We start from the raw sequence: 17,794 nt of genomic DNA, 5'->3' as shown, positions 1-17,794 counted from the left end.
CCGCCTACTCCGCCGCTTCCCGCGCCAGCGCCGAAAACTGTGTCAGCCATGCCCGCATGGAGGCGGGGCGGACGGGTTTGGTCTGGACGGCGATGTTGCCGCGCTCGGCCTCGGCGCGCACGTCGGGCGTGCGGTCGGCGGTGACGAGGAGGGCGGGCACCTCGCGGCCAAGGGCAGCGCGCAACGTGGCGATTGCGGCAAGGCCGGTGCCGTCGTCGAGGTGATAGTCCGCAATGACCGCGTCGAGGGCCGGCGGGCCGGCGGCGACCAGCGCCTCGACCGCCGCCGCCGATTCGGCGAGCGTCACCGTGCAGCCCCAGCCGGACAGCAGGAGCCGCATGCCGTCGAGGATCTTCGGCTCGTTGTCGATGCACAGCACCCGCAGGCCGCGCAGCGGCTCGTCGCTTACCGGCACCACGGTGGGCTTGTCCGCGACATGGCGGCTCGCGGCAACGTCGACCGGCACGCGCACTTTGAAGCTGGTGCCGTGGCCGGGCGTCGATTGCAGTTCGACCGGGTGGGAGAGCACGCGCGAGATGCGGTCGACGATGGAAAGGCCGAGCCCGAGGCCGGGCGCCGTGCGCGCGCCCTCGTCGAGCCGGGCGAATTCCTTGAAGACGGTGCGGAATTTCGAGGCGGGAATGCCGATGCCGGAATCGAGCACCTGGATGAAGGCGTGGTCGCCCGCGCGCCTGACGCCGACGAGGACCTTGCCCGAATTGGTGTATTTGATGGCATTCGACACGAGGTTCTGCACCACGCGGCGCAGGAGGTTCGGATCGGTGCGGATGGCGAGCGAGGAGGAGAGCACGGTGAACTTGAGGTTCTTCGCCCGGGCGACCGGCGCGAAATCCGTCTCGATGCGCTTCAGCAGGTCCTTCAGCGCCACCGTCTGCACGCGCGCCTTCATCGCGCCCGTGTCGAGGCGGGAGATGTCGAGAACGGCGCCGAGGATCGCCTCCACCGATTCCAGCGAGGAATCGATGTTGCGCACCATCTCGCGGTTCTCCGTCTCGCCAAGGCGCTCGACGAGGGAGGAGGAGTAGAGCCGCGCGGCATTGAGCGGCTGGAGGATGTCGTGGCCGGCGGCGGCGAAGAAGCGCGTCTTGCTGATGTTCGCCTCCTCGGCGGCGGCGCGCGCCTCGGCAAGTTCGGTGTTGACGCGCGTGAGCTCGACGGTGCGCTCGGCGACGCGCTGCTCCAGCGTCTCGTTGACCTGTTTCAGCGCCCGGTCGGCGGCGACCCGGTCGGTGATGTCGGTATAAGTGGACACGAACCCCTTTTCCGGCATGGCGTTGGTGCGCACCTCCACGATGCGCTCGCCGCCGGAAAGCACCAGCGCGAAGGGCTCGTCGAAGGTCATGGTGCGGGCAAGCGCCGCCTGCCGTTCTTCCTCCCTTATGTCGCCGCGCTGGATGAGGATATCGACGATGTCGGAAAGCGGAAAGCCGACCTGGCCGACATATTCCGGCAGGTCGAGCAACTGGCGGAAGCGGCGGTTCCAGACGGTGAGGGTGCCTTCGCTGTCGAAGACGGCGATGCCCTGGTCCATCTGGCCGAGCGCGGTCTGGAGCATGTCCTGGTTATATTGCAGGGCCTCGCTTGCCTGGTCGAGCAGCCAGTCCGTGTCCGTCGGCGTGTCGTCGATGCGCTGGAGGACGAGCGAGAGCACGAGGCGGGCGGAGGAGGAGCCGATGGCGCTGCCGAGGAGCTGTTCGGAGAAATGCACGATGGCCGCGTCCGCCGGCACGTTGTCCTCCAGCCACCGGCCGACCTGCCGCTCGTAGGTGTGGAACGAGCGCTGCATGCGCTCCTCGCCGAGATACTTGGCGATGGTGGTCTTGAGGTCCTTGACGGTCACCTTGGTGCGGCGGCCGCGGAAGGCGCGCTCGAGGCGGGGCTTGGGACGGATGAACGTGCCGGCCTGCAGGCGCTCCAGCGAAGTCGGGTTGCGCGTCAGCGAGCCGATCACGTAGGCGCCGATATTGACCATCATGGAAAGCAGCGTCGCGTTGACGAGCGGATCGGCCGTCGCGCCGGTGAAGATGGTGACGCCGGGGAAGAGAAAGCCGAGCACGGTTTCGGCGACATAGGCATTGTCGGCGACGCCGATGCTCGGCAGGAAGAGGAGATAGGCCCAGACGACGAGGCCGGACAGCATGCCGGCCATGGCGCCGCGGGCGTTCGCATTGCGCCAGAAGAGCCCGCCGATGAGCGTGGGGGCGACCTGCGCCACCGCGGCGAAGGCGAGGAGGCCCATGGAGGCAAGGCCCGCCTTGCCGGTGGCGGCGCGGTAATAGGCATAGCCGAGCAGCAGCACGAAGAAGATCGCAAGGCGGCGGATGCGCAGCAGCATGCGCGAGAGGTCGTCCTGCTGTTCGACGCCGCCGATGAGGTTGCGCCGCAGCACAACCGGGATGACGATGTCGTTCGACACCATGATGGAAAGCGCCACCGAGGCGACGATGACCATGGCGGTGGCGGCGGAAAAGCCGCCGATGAAGGCGACGAGGGTCAGTATCGGCTGGTCGAGCGCGAAGGGCAGCGCCAGAACGTAGAGGTCGGCATCGCCCGCCCCGCCGAAGGTCATGACGCCGCCGATGGCGACGGGCAGCACGAAGAGGTTGATGGCGACGAGGTAGAGCGGGAAGAGGATGCCCGCCATGCGCAGTTCGCCTGCCGTGCGGTTCTCCACCACCGTGACGTGGAACTGGCGCGGCAGCATGATGATGGCGAAGGCGGACAGCACGATGAGGAGGATCCAGCGCGCAATCGGCGTCTCGTAGGTGAGCGCCTGCATGACGCGCTCGTTCTCCGCCGCGCGCTGCCAGAGGTCCGCCGGCCCCTGGAACATGACGTAGACGACATAGATGCCGACCGAGGCGATGGCGACGAGCTTGACCAGCGATTCCATCGAGATGGCGAGGATGAGGCCGTCCTGGTGCTCCGTCGCGTCCGTGTGGCGCGTGCCGAAGACGGTGGCAAAGCACGCGAGGAAGAGCGTCACGACGAGCGGCAGGTCGACGAGGCCGCCGGAGGCGTCGATGCCGAAGCCGGTCGTGTCGACCATCGCGGCCACCGAGTTCGACACGGCTTTGAGCTGCAGGGCGATATAGGGAATGGTGCCGACCAGCGAGATGAGCGCCACGATGGCGGCGACGCCCGGGTTCTTGCCGTAGCGGGCGGCGACGAAATCGGCGCTGGAGGTGAGGCGCTCGGATTTCGCCAGCGTCACCATGCGCCGGATGAGCGGCATGCCGAGCGTGAACATCAGGATCGGGCCGATATAGATGCCGATGAATTCCAGCCCGTTGGTCGTGGCAAGGCCGACGCCGCCGAAATAGGTCCAGGAGGTGCAGTAGATGGCAAGGCTGAGGGCGTAGACGACCGGCCGGCCCTTCGATGTGCGTCCGGAATGCTTGGCCTTGCGGTCGCCGTAACTTGCGACCGCGAAGAGCAGCAGCAGATAGGCGAGCGCCAGGGCAAATATCAGCGAGCCCGGCATGCTTCCTCCCGCAGTCCATCGGCTTTCGCAAGGAGAATAGGCCAAAGTGCGCGGGAAGGAAATTGCGCCGAAGGTCGGGGTTGGAGATGCGCCGTGTACAAATCCTCAAATCTTGACGGAGCGCAGTTTCCTCGCGAGAAAAACTGCACTAGTTTGCTTCGGCCTCGCAGCAACAGGAGACCCTCATGCTCAATGAGTTCAAGGCGTTCATCGCCCGCGGCAATGTCATGGACCTCGCCGTGGGTGTCATCATCGGTGCGGCCTTCAACAAGATCGTCGAATCGGTCGTCAACGACCTCGTCATGCCGGTCGTCGGCGCCTTGACCGGGGGCGGTTTCGACTTTTCCAATTACTTCATCGCGCTGTCGGGCAACGTGACGGCGACGACGCTGGCCGCCGCCCGCGAGCAGGGCGCCGTCTTCGCCTACGGCAATTTCATCACCGTCCTCATCAACTTCCTCATCCTCGCCTGGATCATCTTCCTGATGATCAAGGGCGTGAACCGCATGCGCACCTCGCTGGAGAAGGAAAAGGCCGAGGGCGCCGCCGAGCCCGCCCCGCCGCCGGAAGACGTGCTGCTGCTGACGGAAATCCGCGACCTCCTCAAGAGCCGCCCGGCCGTTTGAGGGAATATGGTTTGAAGGAAAGAGGCCCGGTTTTGCCGGGCCTTTTTTTTGGGGGGAAGGGCGTGCCGTGTGGGGTGGATCCTCGGGTCAAGCCCGAGGATGACGGAGGGTGGGAGAAGTTGCCCATCCGTCGAACGGTGCGGCATGCGGCACCGTTCAATGAGGCGGTGACCTTCCCTCTCCAGCGTCATCCTCGGGCTTGACCCGAGGATCCACCCGCCGGACGCTGGCTATGCCGTCGCGCCCGCCGTCTTCGTCTGGTGGATCTCGATGAGGCTCGGGCCGCTGCGCCCGGCAGCCCGCTCCAGTGCGGCGGGAAGGTCCCGCACGTCGGCGAGGCGTTCGGAGGGGAGGCCGTAGGCGGTGCCGATGGCGAGGAAGTCGGGGGCGGAGGGCTTTACGCCTTCCGGCGTGATGCCGGCCTCGACCATATAGTTCTCGATCTCCTGATAGCCGTCGTTGTTCCAGACGAGGAAGATCATGCGGGCATTCGCATCCGCCGCCGAGCCGATCTCCGAGAGCGAGAATTGCAGGCCGCCGTCGCCGACGAGGCAGATGACGGGCGCGTCCGGCTCGGCGATGGCCGCGCCGACGGCGGCGGGCGGGGCGAAGCCGAGCGCGCCGTAGCCGGTCGCCGCGTTGAACCAGCTCCGCGCGCGCGGCGCGTCGCAATAATAGTTGCCGGCATAGACGGCCTGGGTCGAATCGCCGACGATGATCGCCTTCGGCAGAGTGTGCCAGATCGTATCGATCACGCCGACTTCCGCCTGCATCTTCGCCGTCAGCTCGTTCCATGCATTCTTGCGCGCGGTCTCGGCGCGCCGGGCGCCGTCCTCCGTCGCCTTGTGGCCTTCGAGGAAGCCGAGCATGCCGGCGGCCGCCGTCTTGGCGCTGGAGAAGATCGAAAGGCCGGACTGCGGCGTGCGGGCGAGCTGCGCGGCGTCGATATCCACGCGGATCAGCGATTTCAGCTTCGGGAAGCCGCCGTCGACATTGATGTCGTAGTCCGTCGGGCCGAACTCGGTGCCGAAGGCGACGACGAGGTCGGCATCGGCGAGCAGGCGCCGCACGGCTTTCAAAGTGGGGCTCGCCGGCACGCGCAACGGATCGCCGGCCAGCATGCCGCGGGCGTTCACGGTGGTGACGACCGGCGCGCCGATGCGCTCGGCGAGCGCCCGGATCTCCTCTTCCGCCGTCACCGCGCCGCCACCGGCGAGGATCACGGGACGGGCGGCATGGGTGCAGAGGATCGCGGCGCGCTGCAGCGTTTCGGCGTCGGCGCGCGGGCGGGTCGCGACGGCGGGCGTGAAGCTGCCGGTCTCGATGGGTTTCGCCATCACGTCGGTCGGGATTTCGATATGCACGGGGCCCGGGCGGCCGGAGAGCAGCACCGCGAAGGCGCGCTCGACGACGAGCGGCAGGTCGGCCGGGTTGAGCAGCGTGTGCGAATAGAGCGCGAGCGTCTTCATCATGCCCTGCTGGTCGGGCAGTTCGTGCAGGAGGCCGCGGCCGTGGCCGAGCGAATCGCGCCGGTTGACGCCGGAGATGACGAGCATGGGCACGGAATCCTGCCGCGCCTGCGCCATCGCCGTGATGGTGTTGGTAAGGCCCGGTCCGGTGATGACGAGCGCCACGCCCGGCTTGCCGGAAACGCGCGCATAGCCGTCCGCCATGAAGCCGGCGCCCTGCTCGTGGCGCGGCGTCACATGACGGATCTTCGAGGCGGCAAGGCCCCGGTAGAGCTCGACCGTGTGGACGCCCGGAATGCCGAACACCACCTCGACGCCGTTGGCCTCCAGAAGGTCGACGAGAACTTCGCCTACGGTCTTCGTCGTCATGCGCGGCGCTCCTTCGGAAGCGTGGACCTTGCGGCGAGCGCGGCGATGCGCCGGCAGGCCTCGTCGATATGGGCGTCGGGCACGGTGAGGCTGAGGCGGATGAAGCCTTCCGCCTCCTCGCCGAAGGAGGAGCCGGGCATCACCGCGACGCCCTCCTCGTTGAGAAGCGCCCAGGCGAAATCCTCCCCGCTCATGCCGGTGCCCGAGACGTCGACGAGGATGAACATGCCGGCCTCCGGCGGCAGCGGCGCAAGGCCGGGTGCGCGCGAGAGCGCGGCGGCAAAGCGCGCGGCGCGCGCGCCGTAGCTCTCGCGCATGGCGGCGGCGGTGCCGACCTGCGTGTCGAGCGCAAGGGCCGTCATGTCGGCGATGAAGGGCTGGCCGCCGAACAGCATGGTCTCGGAGACCGAGAGGAGGCGCGTGCAGAATTCGGCAGGCCCGACCGCCCAGCCGCTGCGGAAGCCCGGCGCGGCATGGGATTTCGAGATGGAGGAGACGACGACGGTACGCTCGGCGAGCGCCGGATCGTCGAAGGGCGAGGCGAAGGTGCCGCCGAAGACGAGCTGCTCGTAGACCTCGTCGCAGACGATCCAGAGGTCGTGCTTGCGGCAGACGGCGCCGAGCGCGGCGATCTCCTCGGCCGTCAGCACCGCGCCGGTCGGGTTGTGCGGCGTGTTGAGGAGCAGCACGCGGCACTGCGGCGTGATGGCGGCTTCGAGGTCGGCGGCCTGCATGTGGAAGCCGTTTTCCGGCCGCAGCGGCACGGCGATGCGCTCGGCGCCGGTCGCGCGGATGACGCCCTCGTAGGTGGCATAGAGCGGATCGCCGACGAGCACGGCGTCGCCCGCCTCCACGAGGCCGAGCATGACGGCGAAGAGGGCGGTCTGCGTGCCGGGAAAGCACAGGACGTTTTCGGCCGTCACGCCGGCGCGGCGCCCGGCATATTTGCGCACCAGCGCGTCGACGACGGAAGGCTCGCCCCGGCCGTTGGAGTAGCGGTAGCGTCCGGCATGCATGGACCGCACGGCCTCGGCGAGCAGCGTTGCGTCCGGCGGCACGTCCGGCTCGCCGATGGTCAGCTCGATGATCGGCCGGCCCTCGGCCGCCATGCGGCGCGCGGCGGCATGGATCGCCCATTTCTCCGAGCCGAGATTGGCGAGCCGGTCTGTGATGGAAGCGTAGCGCATGGCCGTTCTCCGCGTGTCTAGGTGTCGTTTACCGGGCCGTGCCGGCTTGCCTCAGGGAAAGGCCGAGAAGCGTTTCGATGGAGGTCAGCGCGATCCCGACGAGCTCGCTTTCCTCGAAGAGCTCGCCGGCAAGGCAGCCTTCGAGCCACAGCCCGTCGAGCAGGCCGTTGATGGCGATGGCGAGCCGCCGGCAGCGTTCCGGCGAGGCATCGGCGCCGCGCGTCGAAAGGAAATCGGCAAGCAGTCCCTCCAGCGCGTTGCGGAAGCTGAGGTATCCCTCGCGGTGGATGACGGCGAGCTCGGGATCGACGCTGACCCGGCTGATGAACGAGGCCCAGAGCGAGAGGCTGCGGCTGTTGGCGACCGGCTCCGTCAGGTTGATGACGATGAAGTCGACGAGCCGCTGCTCGGGATCGCCCGTCACGCGCTCGGCCTTCTCCGTCAGCCGGGCGATGACGACGCGGTAGGCCTCCTGGAGGATATGCTCCTTGGATTGGAAATAGTGCCGGATGAGGCCCGCCGTCACGCCCGCCTTGATGGCGATCTGCCGCACCGTCGCGCCTTGCAGGCCGTATTCGGCGATGCAGTCCAGCGTCGCCTCGATCAGGTCGTGGCGGCGCTCGGCCTCGGGGGCGCGGTGGAAGGTGCGGCGGGCCATCGTTCCTCCCGTCAGGCGGCGCGGCGCAGCACGGGCCGCGTCAGGCAGGTCGGCCCGCCCTCGCAGGCGATGCACAGCGCGTCGGCCTCGAAGGTCTCGACCTTGCAGCCGGCCGCCTCCATCGCCGCCTTGGTGGCCGGGAAGCCTTCCACCATGATGACCTCGTGCGGGCGGGTCGGCAGCACGTTGAGCGAAAGTCCGTTACTGGCGTGGAATTCGTCGGCCGACGCCTCGATGAGGCGGATGCCGCGGGCTTTCAGGAGCTGGTAGAAGGCGGCCGGCAGCAGCGGGGCGAAGACGAGCGCGAGATCGTCGGCCAGCGGGCTCATCACACTCATCAGGTGCAGGCAAGCCTCCTCACCCTGCCAGAGCGGCAGGTCGTAGGCGAGCACCGAAACGCCGTGCGGGGCGAGGATCGCCGAGAGCTGGTCGATACCGGACTGGTTGGTGCGCACGCCGCGCCCGACGACCAGCGTCTTCGCGTCGAGCCAGATGCAGTCGCCGCCCTCCACCGTGCCCGGCGCCTCGATGCGGCCGAGGATGGGGATCTGCCGCTCGGCATAGGCCTTCTCGTGCAGTGCCGGCTCGCCCGCGCGCAGCGGCTTGCCCATGCGAAGGATGATCGCGCCGCGATCGCTCATCAAGGAGGGATCGTGCGTGAACATGGCGTCGGCGAGGCCGTCGCCCTCGTCCTCCAGCCAGACGATCTCCGTGCCGGATTTCTCGACGAGGTCGGCGAAGGCCTTGTACTGGTGGACCGCGCGAGTGCCGTCGAAGGTCGGGCCGTAGTGCCATTTCGCCGGATCGGCCGCCTTGAGGCTGGCGCCGGGGCGGCGCATGAGGACGCGCAACAGGGGGGCCGACATTTCCTGCGAACCGTAGGCGGTCATTCGATGCTCCTTGCGGGGATTGTATCTTCGGGCGTGCCGCGGAAAAGTCGGCGCGGGTGCTATTATACGCTTGAACAATTTCTTAACAAGTGCCACGATGGCATCAACAAGCAGAAACGACGGGCCGAAGATGCCCGCGGGAACGTTGAAAAAACAGGGGAATTTGGCATGCTTCATGCATCGATTTTCCGTGCGCCGCAGGTTCGCGCGCGATGACGGATCGCGCCGAGGCCATCGCGGTCAAGGACCTGCACAAGCGCTTCGGGCCGCTCGAAGTCCTCAAGGGTGTATCGCTGACGGCGCATGAGGGCGATGTCATCGCCATCATCGGCGGATCGGGTTCCGGCAAGTCGACCTTCCTGCGCTGCATCAACATGCTGGAACTGCCGAGCGCCGGTTCGGTGACGATCCACGGCGAGACCATCGCCATGAAGACGGACGGCCACGGCGGGCAGATGCCCTCCGACCGCAGGCAGGTCCAGCGCATGCGCTCCCGCCTCGGCATGGTGTTCCAGAGCTTCAATCTCTGGCAGCACATGACCATCCTGGAAAACGTCATCGAGGCGCCCGTCCATGTGCTGGGCGTGAAGAAGGACGAGGCGGTGGAGCGGGCGGAAACGCTCTTGCGCCGCGTCGGCCTCTACGAGAAGCGCGACGCCTTTCCCGCCTTCCTGTCGGGCGGCCAGCAGCAGCGCGCGGCCATTGCCCGGGCGCTCGCCATCCAGCCCCATGTCATGCTCTTCGACGAGCCGACCTCGGCGCTCGACCCGGAGCTGGTGGGCGAGGTGCTTTCGGTCATCGGCGATCTCGCCAGGGAGAAGCGCACGATGATCCTCGTCACGCACGAGATGAAGTTCGCGCGCAACGTCGCCAGCCACGTCGTCTTCCTTGCGGGGGGCGTCATCGAGGAACAGGGCCCGCCCGAGGAGATCTTCGGATCGCCGAGATCGGAACGCCTGAAGAAGTTCATCAGCTCCATCCACTGACAACCATAACCGACAGAGGGAAGATCATGAAGAATGCCTTGAAGACAATCGCCCTTGCCGCCGCCATCGGCCTTGCCGCCATCTCGGGCGCGGCGGCCGAGCAGGTCCGCGTCGGCTTCGCCGCCGAGCCCTATCCGCCCTTCACCTCGCCGGACGCCTCGGGCAACTGGGAAGGCTGGGAAGTGGACTTCATGAAGGCGGTCTGCGCCGAAGCCAAGCTCGACTGCGTCATCACGCCCGTCGCCTGGGACGGCATCATCCCGGCGCTGACCTCCAACAAGATCGACATGATCATCGGCTCCATGTCGATCACGCCGGAGCGCCTGCAGACCATCGATTTCTCCGACAAGTATTACAACACGCCCACCGCCGTGATGGGCCCGAAGGGCGTCGATTTCGACGCCACGCCCGAGGGGCTGAAGGGCAAGACCATCGGCGTGCAGGTCGCGACCATCCACCAGGTCTACGCCAACAAGTATTTCGGCGAGAACGGCGCGACGGTGAAGGAATACCAGACGCAGGACGAGGCGAACAACGACCTTGCCGCCGGCCGCATCGATGCCGTGCAGGCCGATTCCATCGCGCTGAAGGCCTTCCTCGATTCCGAGCAGGGCGCTGCCTGCTGCGAAATGAAGGGCAACGTGAAGGACGACCCGGAAATCCTCGGCCTCGGCGTCGGCGTCGGCCTGCGCAAGGGCGATACGGCCCTGAAGGACAAGATCAACGCCGCCATCAAGGCCATCCGCGCCAACGGCACCTATGACGAATTCTCGAAGAAGTACTTCGACTTCGACATCTATGGCGGTTGAGTGGGACAAGACCCCTCCCCAACCCCTCCCCACAAGGGGGAGGGGCTTACCTGCTCCGCTTGAAGCTTGAGAGGGGATAAGGCCCTGCCGCAAATTTTCTCCCCCCTTGTGGGGAGATGGCCGGCAGGCCAGAGGGGGACTTTTCAGGATTGCTGCAAGGACGAATCCCATGGCCGATGCCGGATCGATGATCAACTGGGGCCTGCTTGCCCTCGAGCCGCCGGGCTGGGGCGGGGTCCTGCTCGCCGGCCTATGGAACTCCATCCAGATCGCCGTCGGCGGCTACGGGCTCGGCCTTCTCCTCGGCACCGGCGGGGCCATGGGCAAGCTCTATGGCGGGCCGGTCACGAAAGACCTTCTGGAGGTCTATACGACGCTCGTGCGCGCCGTGCCCGAACTGGTGCTGATCCTCATCCTCTACTATGCCGGCACGGACGTGCTGAACCAGATCTCCGCCGCGCTCGGCTGGGGGCCGGTCGACGTCAGCGGCCTTGCGGCGGGTATCTTCGTCATCGGCGTCGTGCAGGGCGCCTATTCGACGGAGGTGCTGCGGGGGGCGATCAAGGCGGTGCCGGCCGGGCAGATCGAGGCGGCGCGCGCCTACGGCATGTCGCCCGGCCAGATCCTGCGCCGCATCACGTTGCCGGCCATGCTGCCGCACGCCATTCCGGGCCTTTCCAACCTCTGGCTCATCGCCACCAAGGATACCGCGCTGCTTGCCGTCGTCGGCTTCAGCGAACTGACGCTGGTGACGCGGCAGGCGGCCGGCGCCACCAAGGCCTATCTCCTCTTCTTCTGCGCGGCGGGCGTGCTCTACCTGATGCTGACGCTCGTCTCCAACGTGCTGATCGTCCTCATCGAGCGCCGCTACCGGCGCGGCATGGCGGAGCCGGCATGATGAGCGACGAAACCGTTTCCGCCATCGCGCTGACCGAGCTTCCCCGCAAGGAGAGCTTCTTCAAGCCGCACCGCATCGTGCTGATGGGGATCGCCGCGCTCCTCGTCTTCTCCATCGTCTGGTTCATGCGCTGGGACTGGGTGCCGAAATATTCCGGCCGCCTCGTCTCGGGTGTGGGCGTGACGCTGCTCATGCTCGCCAGCACCTCGATCATCGGCTTCCTTCTGGCCGTGCCCATCGGCCTCGTGCAGGTGACCGGGCCGTGGCCGCTGAAGGCGCTGGCGCGCGGCTTCTGCACGGTCGTGCGCGGCACGCCGCTGCTCCTGCAGCTCTGGCTGCTCTATTACGGCCTCGGCTCGCTGTTTCCCCAGTTCCCGGGAATCCGCAATTCCTTCCTCTGGCCCTATCTGCGCGAGGCCTGGCCCTATGGTGTCGCCGCGCTCACCATTTCCTTCGCCGCCTATGAGGGCGAGGTGATGCGCGGGGCCTTTGCCGGCGTGCCGGCGGGCGAACTGGAGGCGGCGCGCGCCTACGGCATGAGCCGCTTCACCCTGTTCCGCCGCATCTGGCTGCCGCGCGCCGTGCATCGGGCGCTGCCGACGCTGAACGGCGAGACCGTGCTGCAACTGAAATCGACGCCGCTCGTCGCGACGATCACGGTGATCGACGTCTATGCCGTCGTCTCCAAGGTGCGGCAGGAGACCTACATCACCTATGAGCCGCTGCTGCTGCTGGCGCTCATCTATCTCTGCCTCACCGCCGTGCTGGTGGTGGGCTTCCGCTATTTCGAAAGCAAGATCCCGACGCGGGGAGCCTGACATGACTATCCATTCCACCCTTCTCAATTCCATGCCGGAAATGGTGGCGATCCGCCGCGACCTGCACGAGCATCCCGAACTCGGCCTGGAGGAGGTGCGCACGTCCGAGGTCGTCGCCCGTCACCTGGAAAGCTACGGCTACACGGTCACGCGCGGCCTTGCGAAGACTGGCGTCGTCGCGACCCTTTCCAACGGCACCGGCCGCCGGTCGATCGGCATCCGTGCCGATTTCGACGCGCTGCCGATTTTTGAGGAGACCGGCCTTGCCTATGCCAGCAAGACGCCCGGCAAGATGCATGCCTGCGGCCATGACGGGCACACCGCCATGCTGCTCGGCGCGGCGAAGGCGATCGCCGAACGGCGCAATTTCGACGGCACGGTGCATCTCATCTTCCAGCCGGCCGAGGAGAACTTCGGCGGGGCGAAGATTATGGTGAAGGAGGGGCTGTTCGAGAAATTCCCCTGCGACGCCGTCTTCGCGCTGCACAACGAGCCGAACCTGCCCTTCGGCCAGTTCGCGCTGAGGGAAGGCCCGATCATGGCGGCGGTTGACGAGGCGCGCATCACCGTCAACGGCGTCGGCGGCCACGGCGCCGAGCCGCAGGAGACGCTGGACCCCGTCGTCTGCGGCGCCTCCATCGTCATGGCGCTCCAGACCATCGTCTCGCGCAATATCCATCCGCTCGATCCCACGGTGGTGACGGTCGGCTCGTTCCATGCGGGCTCGGCGAGCAACATCATCCCGAGCCGGGCGGAGATCGTCGTCGGCATCCGCTCCTTCGATCCCACTGTCCGCGACGAACTGGAGCGCCGCATCCGCCTCATCGCCGAGCGGCAAGCCGAAAGCTACGGCATGAGCGCGACGGTGGACTACCAGCGCTTCTACGACGCCACCATCAACCACAAGGCCGAGACCGACCTCGTGCGCGACCTCGCCGTCCGCTTTGCCGGCGCCGACAAGGTGGTCGATCTCGAACGGCCCTTCATGGGCAGCGAGGATTTCGCCTACATGCTGAAGGAGCGGCCGGGCACCTACTTCTTCCTCGGCGGGCGAAGCGGCGAGAACGACCGCTCGCTCCACCATCCCGGCTACAATTTCAACGACGACCTCCTGCCCATCGGCGCCGCCTTCTGGACCGAGTTGGCCGAGCACTACCTGCGCGCCGGCTGAGGGGCCTACCGAAAGATCGTCGTTCCTCCAACAAGGCTCGTCGCCCGCCGGGACCGACACGTTTTCGACATATTTCCGGAAGCGTCCGAAGCCGTTTTGCGGCCTCTTTTTCGAGCGTCACACATTCGTGAGACTCTTGAAATCAGCAATTTCCGTTTTAACGCCACAATTGTTAATGCGACCCCTTCCGCTCGCAGTTTTAGCGTGCAGAGCTGTCTTTCTGATAGTTTGAAATATAAAATATCATTTTAAAACAATGATTTATAATATGATGGTTCGGCTCGCGGAAACCGTCTTTGTGGACGGTTCATCGGCTTTCCAGCACGAGTGGTTGTAGCTCGTTCCGGCCCTTTTCACTGTTCGAAAAACGTTGACAGTTGTTTCCAAAAGGAGACCCTTGCGTCCCACAAATTGAGGGCCCATCTTTATTTCACGAAAGCGGCACACCCCGCTTCCGCAAGTCAACCGAAGGAGACGACGCACCGGATCGAGTGAAACAAAGAGAGCTGTGAGCGCCCCGAAATGGCCCGTTCCGGCAATCGAGCAAGACCGAACCGCCGCTTCCAATTTCTTCCATATAGAAAGGACCACGACCATGACCAAGACCTTCAAGGCAACCTTTGCCGCCACCCTTGCCGCTGCTTCGCTCTTCGGCGCTTCCGCCGCCTTCGCCGGTGGCGACTACTATGTCGGCGGCTCGCCCGATGCTGCCGCAGCGCATGCGAACATCGACTCGTTCCGTACGAGCGGCATCAGCAACAAGCGCGTCATCCTCAAGGACCATCAGGCCAACATCGAGAAGCCCTACGATCATGGCGACTATCGCACCATGGCTCCGAACGGCAACAACTGATAGCCGGCGCGATTGCGGCTGATCTCTTGAGGCTCGACCACGGCCCGGGACGGTAGTGCTCCCCTTTTCTACCGCTCTCTCTTCCGTGGGCGCCGCGTTCATCCGCGTTTCGAAGCTCCCGGTGGCGACACCGGGAGCTTCGCTCGTTTCGGCCCGTGCCCGTCTTTCCGCACCGCCGAAACGGGCTCCCCCGCGGCCGCTTCACGTTACGTCACTGCATCCAGCCTCGCGCCAGCTTGCATGCCTAGGTTCCGCCTCGGCCAGCATGCAGGCCCGCAGGCAGAAGACAGGACCGCACCCTCCTTCAGCCTAACCCCCGGGCCTGCATGTGGCCTTGTCCCGCGACATGGCGACGCCTTTCCCACGCACCGTTCCTCTGCTATCCGGTTCCCCGTAGAGGAGACCGGAATGACCAAGACTGCGGCCGAGTGCACGACGATGGCGGAAATCCGGGAGAACATCGACCGGGTGGACGAGGCGCTGATGGCGCTTTTTTCCGAGCGCTGGAGCTTCATTCGCCGCGCCGCCGAGATCAAGGCGGGCCTCGGCATTCCCGCGGACGTGCCGGAGCGCGTGAGGCAGGTGCGCGACAACGCCCGCCGCAATGCGGAAGCACAGGGCCTCGACGGCGCATTCTACGAGGATATCTGGGCCGCTCTCATCGGCCACGCCATCGCCTACGAGAAGGCGAAGCTCGGCGAACTCTAACGCTGGTTGCGCTTGCCGAGATGATCTTCCCAGTCGAGCGCGGTGCGCACGATGAAGGCGAGGTCGTCGTGCTTCGGCGTCCAGTCCAGCTCCCTCATCGCGACGGCGGGATTGGCGACGATGAGCACCGCATCGCCCGGCCGCCGGGCGGCGAAGCGCACCGGAAAATCGGCGCCCGAGACGGCCTTGACCTCCTTCAGCACCTCCAGCACGGAAAAGCCGCGGCCATAGCCGCAATTGGCGACGATGGAGCCGCCGCCCGCCCGCATGCGCTGCAGCGCCTTCAGGTGCGCATCGGCAAGGTCCGAGACATGGATATAGTCGCGGATGCAGGTGCCGTCCGGTGTCGGATAGTCCGTGCCGTAGACGTCCATGCCGTCGCGCTTGCCGAGTGCGGCCTCGCTCGCCACCTTGATGAGATGCGTCGCGCCGCGGGTGGACTGGCCGGTGCGGCCCCGCGGGTCGGCGCCCGCGACATTGAAGTAGCGCAGCGCCGTATAGGTGAAGTCATGCGCGGCGGCCGTATCGCGCAGCATGATCTCCGTCATCAGCTTGGAGGAGCCGTAGGGCGATTCCGGCCGGAGCGCCGCGCTCTCCCCGACGGGCTCGGTGCCGTCCGGCGTACCGTAGACGGCGGCGGTGGAGGAGAAGACGAAATGCGGCACCTTCGCCGCGACGGCCGCGGCGATCAGCGCGCGTGACTTTGCCGTGTTGTTCTCGTAATAGGAAAGCGGATCGGCGACCGATTCCGGCACGACGATCGACCCGGCGAAATGGATGATCGCATCGATGCTGTTTTCCGAGAAGATCTTCGAAAGCAGCGCGGCATCGGCGATGTCGCCCTCGTAGAAGCGCGCTTCCGGCGCCACCGCCCAGCGGAAGCCCGTGGAAAGCCGGTCGAGCACCACGACGTCCTCGCCGGCATCGACCAGCGCCCAGACCATGTGGCTGCCGATATAGCCCGCGCCGCCCGTGACAAGAACCGCCATTTCACTCTCCGAATCGTCCGAATTGCGGGCATATCACCTTGCCCGCCGAAAAGACGCAACCGCAATCCGCCCTCGATTGCCCCTCCCTTCGCGAAGGATAGCTCCAATGTCCGATCGTTTCATCCTGCTTTCCGGCTGCTCGGGCGGCGGAAAGTCGACGCTCCTCGAAGAACTGCGGCGGCGCGGCCATACGACGGTCGAGGAGCCCGGCCGCCGCATCGTCGAGGGGGAGCTGGCGAAGGGCGGCACGGCCTTGCCCTGGCTCGATCTTGCCGCCTTTGCCCGCCGCGCCGTCGCGATGGCACTTGCCGACCGCGAGGCGATGCGCGGCCATCCGGGCTACGTCTTCTTCGACCGCGGACTGATCGATGCCGCCGCGGCGCTGGAGGCGGCGGGCGCTGCGGTGGGCCTTGCGGAACTGGCCGCAGGGCACCGCTACAACAGCCGCGTCTTCCTCACGCCGCCCTGGCCGGAAATCTACGCGGCCGATGCCGGGCGCCGGCACGATTTCGCTGCCGCGCTTGGCGAATACGAGCGCCTTGTGAGGGTCTATCCGATGCTGGGCTACGAGCCGGTCCTCCTGCCGAAGGTGCCGGTGGCCGCGCGGGCGGATTTCCTCATCGCGCAGCTTTGAGCGGCGTCAGCGGGCCGCGATGTAGCGGGAGAGCCGGTCGGCGGCCTCCGCCACCTCCTTCGGATCGCGCAGGAAGCAGGCGCGCATGAAGAGCTCGCCGCCGGGGCCGAAGGCCGTGCCGGGTGCAAGGCCGACGCCCGTGCTGTCGACGATGTCGAGCGCGGCCTTGCGCGAATCCGTCACGCCGTCGATCTTCAGGAAGGCGTAGAGCGCCCCGTCGGGCTTCAGCGTCTCCACCCGGTTGGTGGCGATCAGCGCGTCGCAGAAGACGTCGCGGTTCTTCGCCGCCTTGTCGATGTTGGCCTGCACGAAGGCATCGCCCTCGTCGAGCGCCGCGACCGCGCCGCGCTGCAGGAACTGCGGCACGCCGGAGGTGGAATACTGGATGAGGTTCTCCAGCACCTGGCCCATTTCCGGCGGCGCGACGATCCAGCCGACGCGCCAGCCGGTCATCGACCAGTTCTTCGAGAAGGAGTTGACGAAGATCACCCGGTCGCCGTCTTCCATCACGTCGAGGAAGGAGGGCGCCCGCCCGCCCGCATAGTGGTAGAGCGCGTAGATCTCGTCGGCCATGATCCACAGGTCATGCCGGCGGGCGATGGCGAGGAGGCTTGCAAGGTCCTCGCGCGTTGCCGTCCAGCCCGTCGGGTTCGACGGCGTGTTGATGAAGAGTGCCCGCGTCTTCGGTGTGATCGCCGCCTCCACGCGGTCGAGGTCGATCTGCCAGCGCCCGCCGGAAAAATCGAGTTGCACCGCGATGGGGTTAGCGCCGGAAAGCTCGGCCGCCGCCGCGAAATTCGGCCAGGCCGGCGTCAGGTACACCATGTCGTCGCCCGGCGAGACGAGCGCCTCCACGGCAAGCTTGATCGCCTGCATGCCCGAGCCGACCACGTAGAAATGCTCCGCCGGCAGGGCGGCGCCGAACCGGCGCGCATAGTAGCGCGACAGCGCCGCCCGAAGCTCCGGGATGCCGCGCTGCCAGGTGTAAAAGGTCTCGCCCTTCAGGAGGGCGTCGGAGGCCGCGCGGGCGATGAACTCCGGCGTCGGCAGGTCGCCTTCGCCGACCCATAGCGGGATCAGCCCCTCGCGCTCGCGCGCATAGTTCACGACTTCGACGATCCCGCTCTCCGGCGCCCGGAGCGAGCGGGGGCTGAGGCTCTCGACGATGCTCATGGAAAATCACTCCACCAAACCGCAATCCGCCCCGCCGACGCGGCGAAGCGC

Annotated in this window: 16 protein-coding genes; 9 read left to right on the top strand and 7 right to left on the bottom strand. The window is 66.7% G+C overall.

Going from position 1 to position 17,794, the window contains the following annotated elements; genetic code table 11:
* Positions 1-4: 4 nt before the first annotated feature.
* Entirely contained in the window at positions 5-3,505 is a 3,501-nt protein-coding gene (locus tag HNQ66_RS17890; RefSeq protein ID WP_184145530.1) for a hybrid sensor histidine kinase/response regulator, read from the bottom strand.
* 185 nt (positions 3,506-3,690) lie between these two features.
* On the opposite strand from HNQ66_RS17890, the gene mscL reads away from it, so the two are divergent.
* A complete protein-coding gene (gene mscL, locus HNQ66_RS17885) occupies positions 3,691-4,131 on the top strand; it encodes a large conductance mechanosensitive channel protein MscL (RefSeq protein WP_184145529.1) in 441 nt (146 codons plus the stop codon).
* Between the two features lie 230 nt (positions 4,132-4,361).
* Here mscL and HNQ66_RS17880 read toward each other — a convergent pair whose 3' ends face one another.
* Genes HNQ66_RS17880 through HNQ66_RS17865 form a run of 4 tightly spaced genes read right to left on the bottom strand, consistent with a single transcriptional unit; the run spans position 4,362 to position 8,704 of the window.
* Positions 4,362-5,969: a 5-guanidino-2-oxopentanoate decarboxylase gene (locus HNQ66_RS17880; protein ID WP_184145528.1), complete on the bottom strand. Its 1,608-nt coding sequence runs from the start codon at positions 5,967-5,969 to the stop codon at positions 4,362-4,364.
* On the bottom strand, positions 5,966-7,156 hold the full coding sequence (locus HNQ66_RS17875) for a pyridoxal phosphate-dependent aminotransferase (protein ID WP_184145527.1): 1,191 nt from the start codon (positions 7,154-7,156) through the stop codon (positions 5,966-5,968). Before HNQ66_RS17875 ends, HNQ66_RS17880 begins: the two co-directional genes overlap by 4 nt.
* A gap of 28 nt (positions 7,157-7,184) precedes the next feature.
* Positions 7,185-7,814, bottom strand: coding sequence for a TetR family transcriptional regulator C-terminal domain-containing protein (locus tag HNQ66_RS17870; protein WP_184145526.1), 630 nt, complete (start codon positions 7,812-7,814; stop codon positions 7,185-7,187).
* Between the two features lie 11 nt (positions 7,815-7,825).
* Positions 7,826-8,704 (bottom strand): dimethylarginine dimethylaminohydrolase family protein, encoded by an 879-nt coding sequence (locus HNQ66_RS17865; protein WP_184145525.1) that lies wholly within the window; start codon positions 8,702-8,704, stop codon positions 7,826-7,828.
* 212 nt (positions 8,705-8,916) lie between these two features.
* On the opposite strand from HNQ66_RS17865, the gene HNQ66_RS17860 reads away from it, so the two are divergent.
* The 7 genes from HNQ66_RS17860 (at position 8,917) to HNQ66_RS17830 (ending at position 14,947) form a co-directional block, all read left to right on the top strand.
* Positions 8,917-9,690, top strand: a complete 774-nt coding sequence (locus tag HNQ66_RS17860; protein ID WP_184145524.1) for an ABC transporter ATP-binding protein — start codon at positions 8,917-8,919, stop codon at positions 9,688-9,690.
* A gap of 26 nt (positions 9,691-9,716) precedes the next feature.
* Positions 9,717-10,499, top strand: a complete 783-nt coding sequence (locus HNQ66_RS17855) for a transporter substrate-binding domain-containing protein (RefSeq protein ID WP_184145523.1) — start codon at positions 9,717-9,719, stop codon at positions 10,497-10,499.
* 169 nt (positions 10,500-10,668) lie between these two features.
* On the top strand, positions 10,669-11,397 hold the full coding sequence (locus HNQ66_RS17850) for an ABC transporter permease (RefSeq protein WP_184145522.1): 729 nt from the start codon (positions 10,669-10,671) through the stop codon (positions 11,395-11,397).
* A complete protein-coding gene (locus HNQ66_RS17845) occupies positions 11,397-12,215 on the top strand; it encodes an ABC transporter permease (protein WP_184145575.1) in 819 nt (272 codons plus the stop codon). The genes HNQ66_RS17850 and HNQ66_RS17845 overlap by 1 nt, the downstream gene beginning before the upstream one ends.
* A 1-nt stretch (position 12,216) precedes the next feature.
* Positions 12,217-13,386, top strand: a complete 1,170-nt coding sequence (locus tag HNQ66_RS17840) for a M20 aminoacylase family protein (protein ID WP_184145521.1) — start codon at positions 12,217-12,219, stop codon at positions 13,384-13,386.
* A gap of 595 nt (positions 13,387-13,981) precedes the next feature.
* Positions 13,982-14,239 carry a hypothetical protein gene (locus HNQ66_RS17835; RefSeq protein WP_184145520.1) on the top strand — a complete coding sequence of 86 codons (258 nt, stop codon included), beginning with the start codon at positions 13,982-13,984 and terminating at the stop codon, positions 14,237-14,239.
* Between the two features lie 408 nt (positions 14,240-14,647).
* The gene (locus tag HNQ66_RS17830) at positions 14,648-14,947 is read left to right on the top strand and encodes a chorismate mutase family protein (RefSeq protein ID WP_184145519.1); all 300 of its coding nucleotides are present in this window, start codon (positions 14,648-14,650) and stop codon (positions 14,945-14,947) included.
* Here the strand turns inward: HNQ66_RS17830 and galE are convergent.
* Positions 14,944-15,936: a UDP-glucose 4-epimerase GalE gene (gene galE / locus HNQ66_RS17825; protein WP_184145518.1), complete on the bottom strand. Its 993-nt coding sequence runs from the start codon at positions 15,934-15,936 to the stop codon at positions 14,944-14,946. The genes HNQ66_RS17830 and galE overlap by 4 nt on opposite strands.
* Before the next feature lie 106 nt (positions 15,937-16,042).
* Here galE and HNQ66_RS17820 point away from each other — a divergent pair, with 106 nt between their 5' ends.
* The gene (locus HNQ66_RS17820; RefSeq protein ID WP_184145517.1) at positions 16,043-16,570 is read left to right on the top strand and encodes an AAA family ATPase; all 528 of its coding nucleotides are present in this window, start codon (positions 16,043-16,045) and stop codon (positions 16,568-16,570) included.
* Between the two features lie 6 nt (positions 16,571-16,576).
* Here HNQ66_RS17820 and HNQ66_RS17815 read toward each other — a convergent pair whose 3' ends face one another.
* Entirely contained in the window at positions 16,577-17,743 is a 1,167-nt protein-coding gene (locus HNQ66_RS17815; RefSeq protein WP_184145516.1) for a pyridoxal phosphate-dependent aminotransferase, read from the bottom strand.
* Positions 17,744-17,794 lie beyond the last annotated feature (51 nt).

Origin of the sequence: Shinella fusca, from assembly GCF_014203155.1 — a bacterium.
GTDB lineage: Bacteria > Pseudomonadota > Alphaproteobacteria > Rhizobiales > Rhizobiaceae > Shinella > Shinella fusca.
This window is presented reverse-complemented; position numbering and strand designations above follow the sequence as displayed.

Excerpts from the sequence above, each read along its gene's own strand:
- HNQ66_RS17890 (WP_184145530.1), bottom strand. The coding sequence starts at position 3,505 with ATGCCGGGCTCGCTGATATTTGCCCTGGCGCTCGCCTATCTGCTGCTG.
- HNQ66_RS17870 (WP_184145526.1), bottom strand. The coding sequence starts at position 7,814 with ATGGCCCGCCGCACCTTCCACCGCGCCCCCGAGGCCGAGCGCCGCCAC.
- HNQ66_RS17875 (WP_184145527.1), bottom strand. The coding sequence starts at position 7,156 with ATGCGCTACGCTTCCATCACAGACCGGCTCGCCAATCTCGGCTCGGAG.
- HNQ66_RS17880 (WP_184145528.1), bottom strand. The coding sequence starts at position 5,969 with ATGACGACGAAGACCGTAGGCGAAGTTCTCGTCGACCTTCTGGAGGCC.
- HNQ66_RS17820 (WP_184145517.1), top strand. The coding sequence starts at position 16,043 with ATGTCCGATCGTTTCATCCTGCTTTCCGGCTGCTCGGGCGGCGGAAAG.
- HNQ66_RS17845 (WP_184145575.1), top strand. The coding sequence starts at position 11,397 with ATGAGCGACGAAACCGTTTCCGCCATCGCGCTGACCGAGCTTCCCCGC.
- HNQ66_RS17830 (WP_184145519.1), top strand. The coding sequence starts at position 14,648 with ATGACCAAGACTGCGGCCGAGTGCACGACGATGGCGGAAATCCGGGAG.
- HNQ66_RS17835 (WP_184145520.1), top strand. The coding sequence starts at position 13,982 with ATGACCAAGACCTTCAAGGCAACCTTTGCCGCCACCCTTGCCGCTGCT.
- HNQ66_RS17865 (WP_184145525.1), bottom strand. The coding sequence starts at position 8,704 with ATGACCGCCTACGGTTCGCAGGAAATGTCGGCCCCCCTGTTGCGCGTC.
- galE (WP_184145518.1), bottom strand. The coding sequence starts at position 15,936 with ATGGCGGTTCTTGTCACGGGCGGCGCGGGCTATATCGGCAGCCACATG.
- HNQ66_RS17815 (WP_184145516.1), bottom strand. The coding sequence starts at position 17,743 with ATGAGCATCGTCGAGAGCCTCAGCCCCCGCTCGCTCCGGGCGCCGGAG.
- mscL (WP_184145529.1), top strand. The coding sequence starts at position 3,691 with ATGCTCAATGAGTTCAAGGCGTTCATCGCCCGCGGCAATGTCATGGAC.
- HNQ66_RS17855 (WP_184145523.1), top strand. The coding sequence starts at position 9,717 with ATGAAGAATGCCTTGAAGACAATCGCCCTTGCCGCCGCCATCGGCCTT.
- HNQ66_RS17850 (WP_184145522.1), top strand. The coding sequence starts at position 10,669 with ATGGCCGATGCCGGATCGATGATCAACTGGGGCCTGCTTGCCCTCGAG.
- HNQ66_RS17860 (WP_184145524.1), top strand. The coding sequence starts at position 8,917 with ATGACGGATCGCGCCGAGGCCATCGCGGTCAAGGACCTGCACAAGCGC.
- HNQ66_RS17840 (WP_184145521.1), top strand. The coding sequence starts at position 12,217 with ATGACTATCCATTCCACCCTTCTCAATTCCATGCCGGAAATGGTGGCG.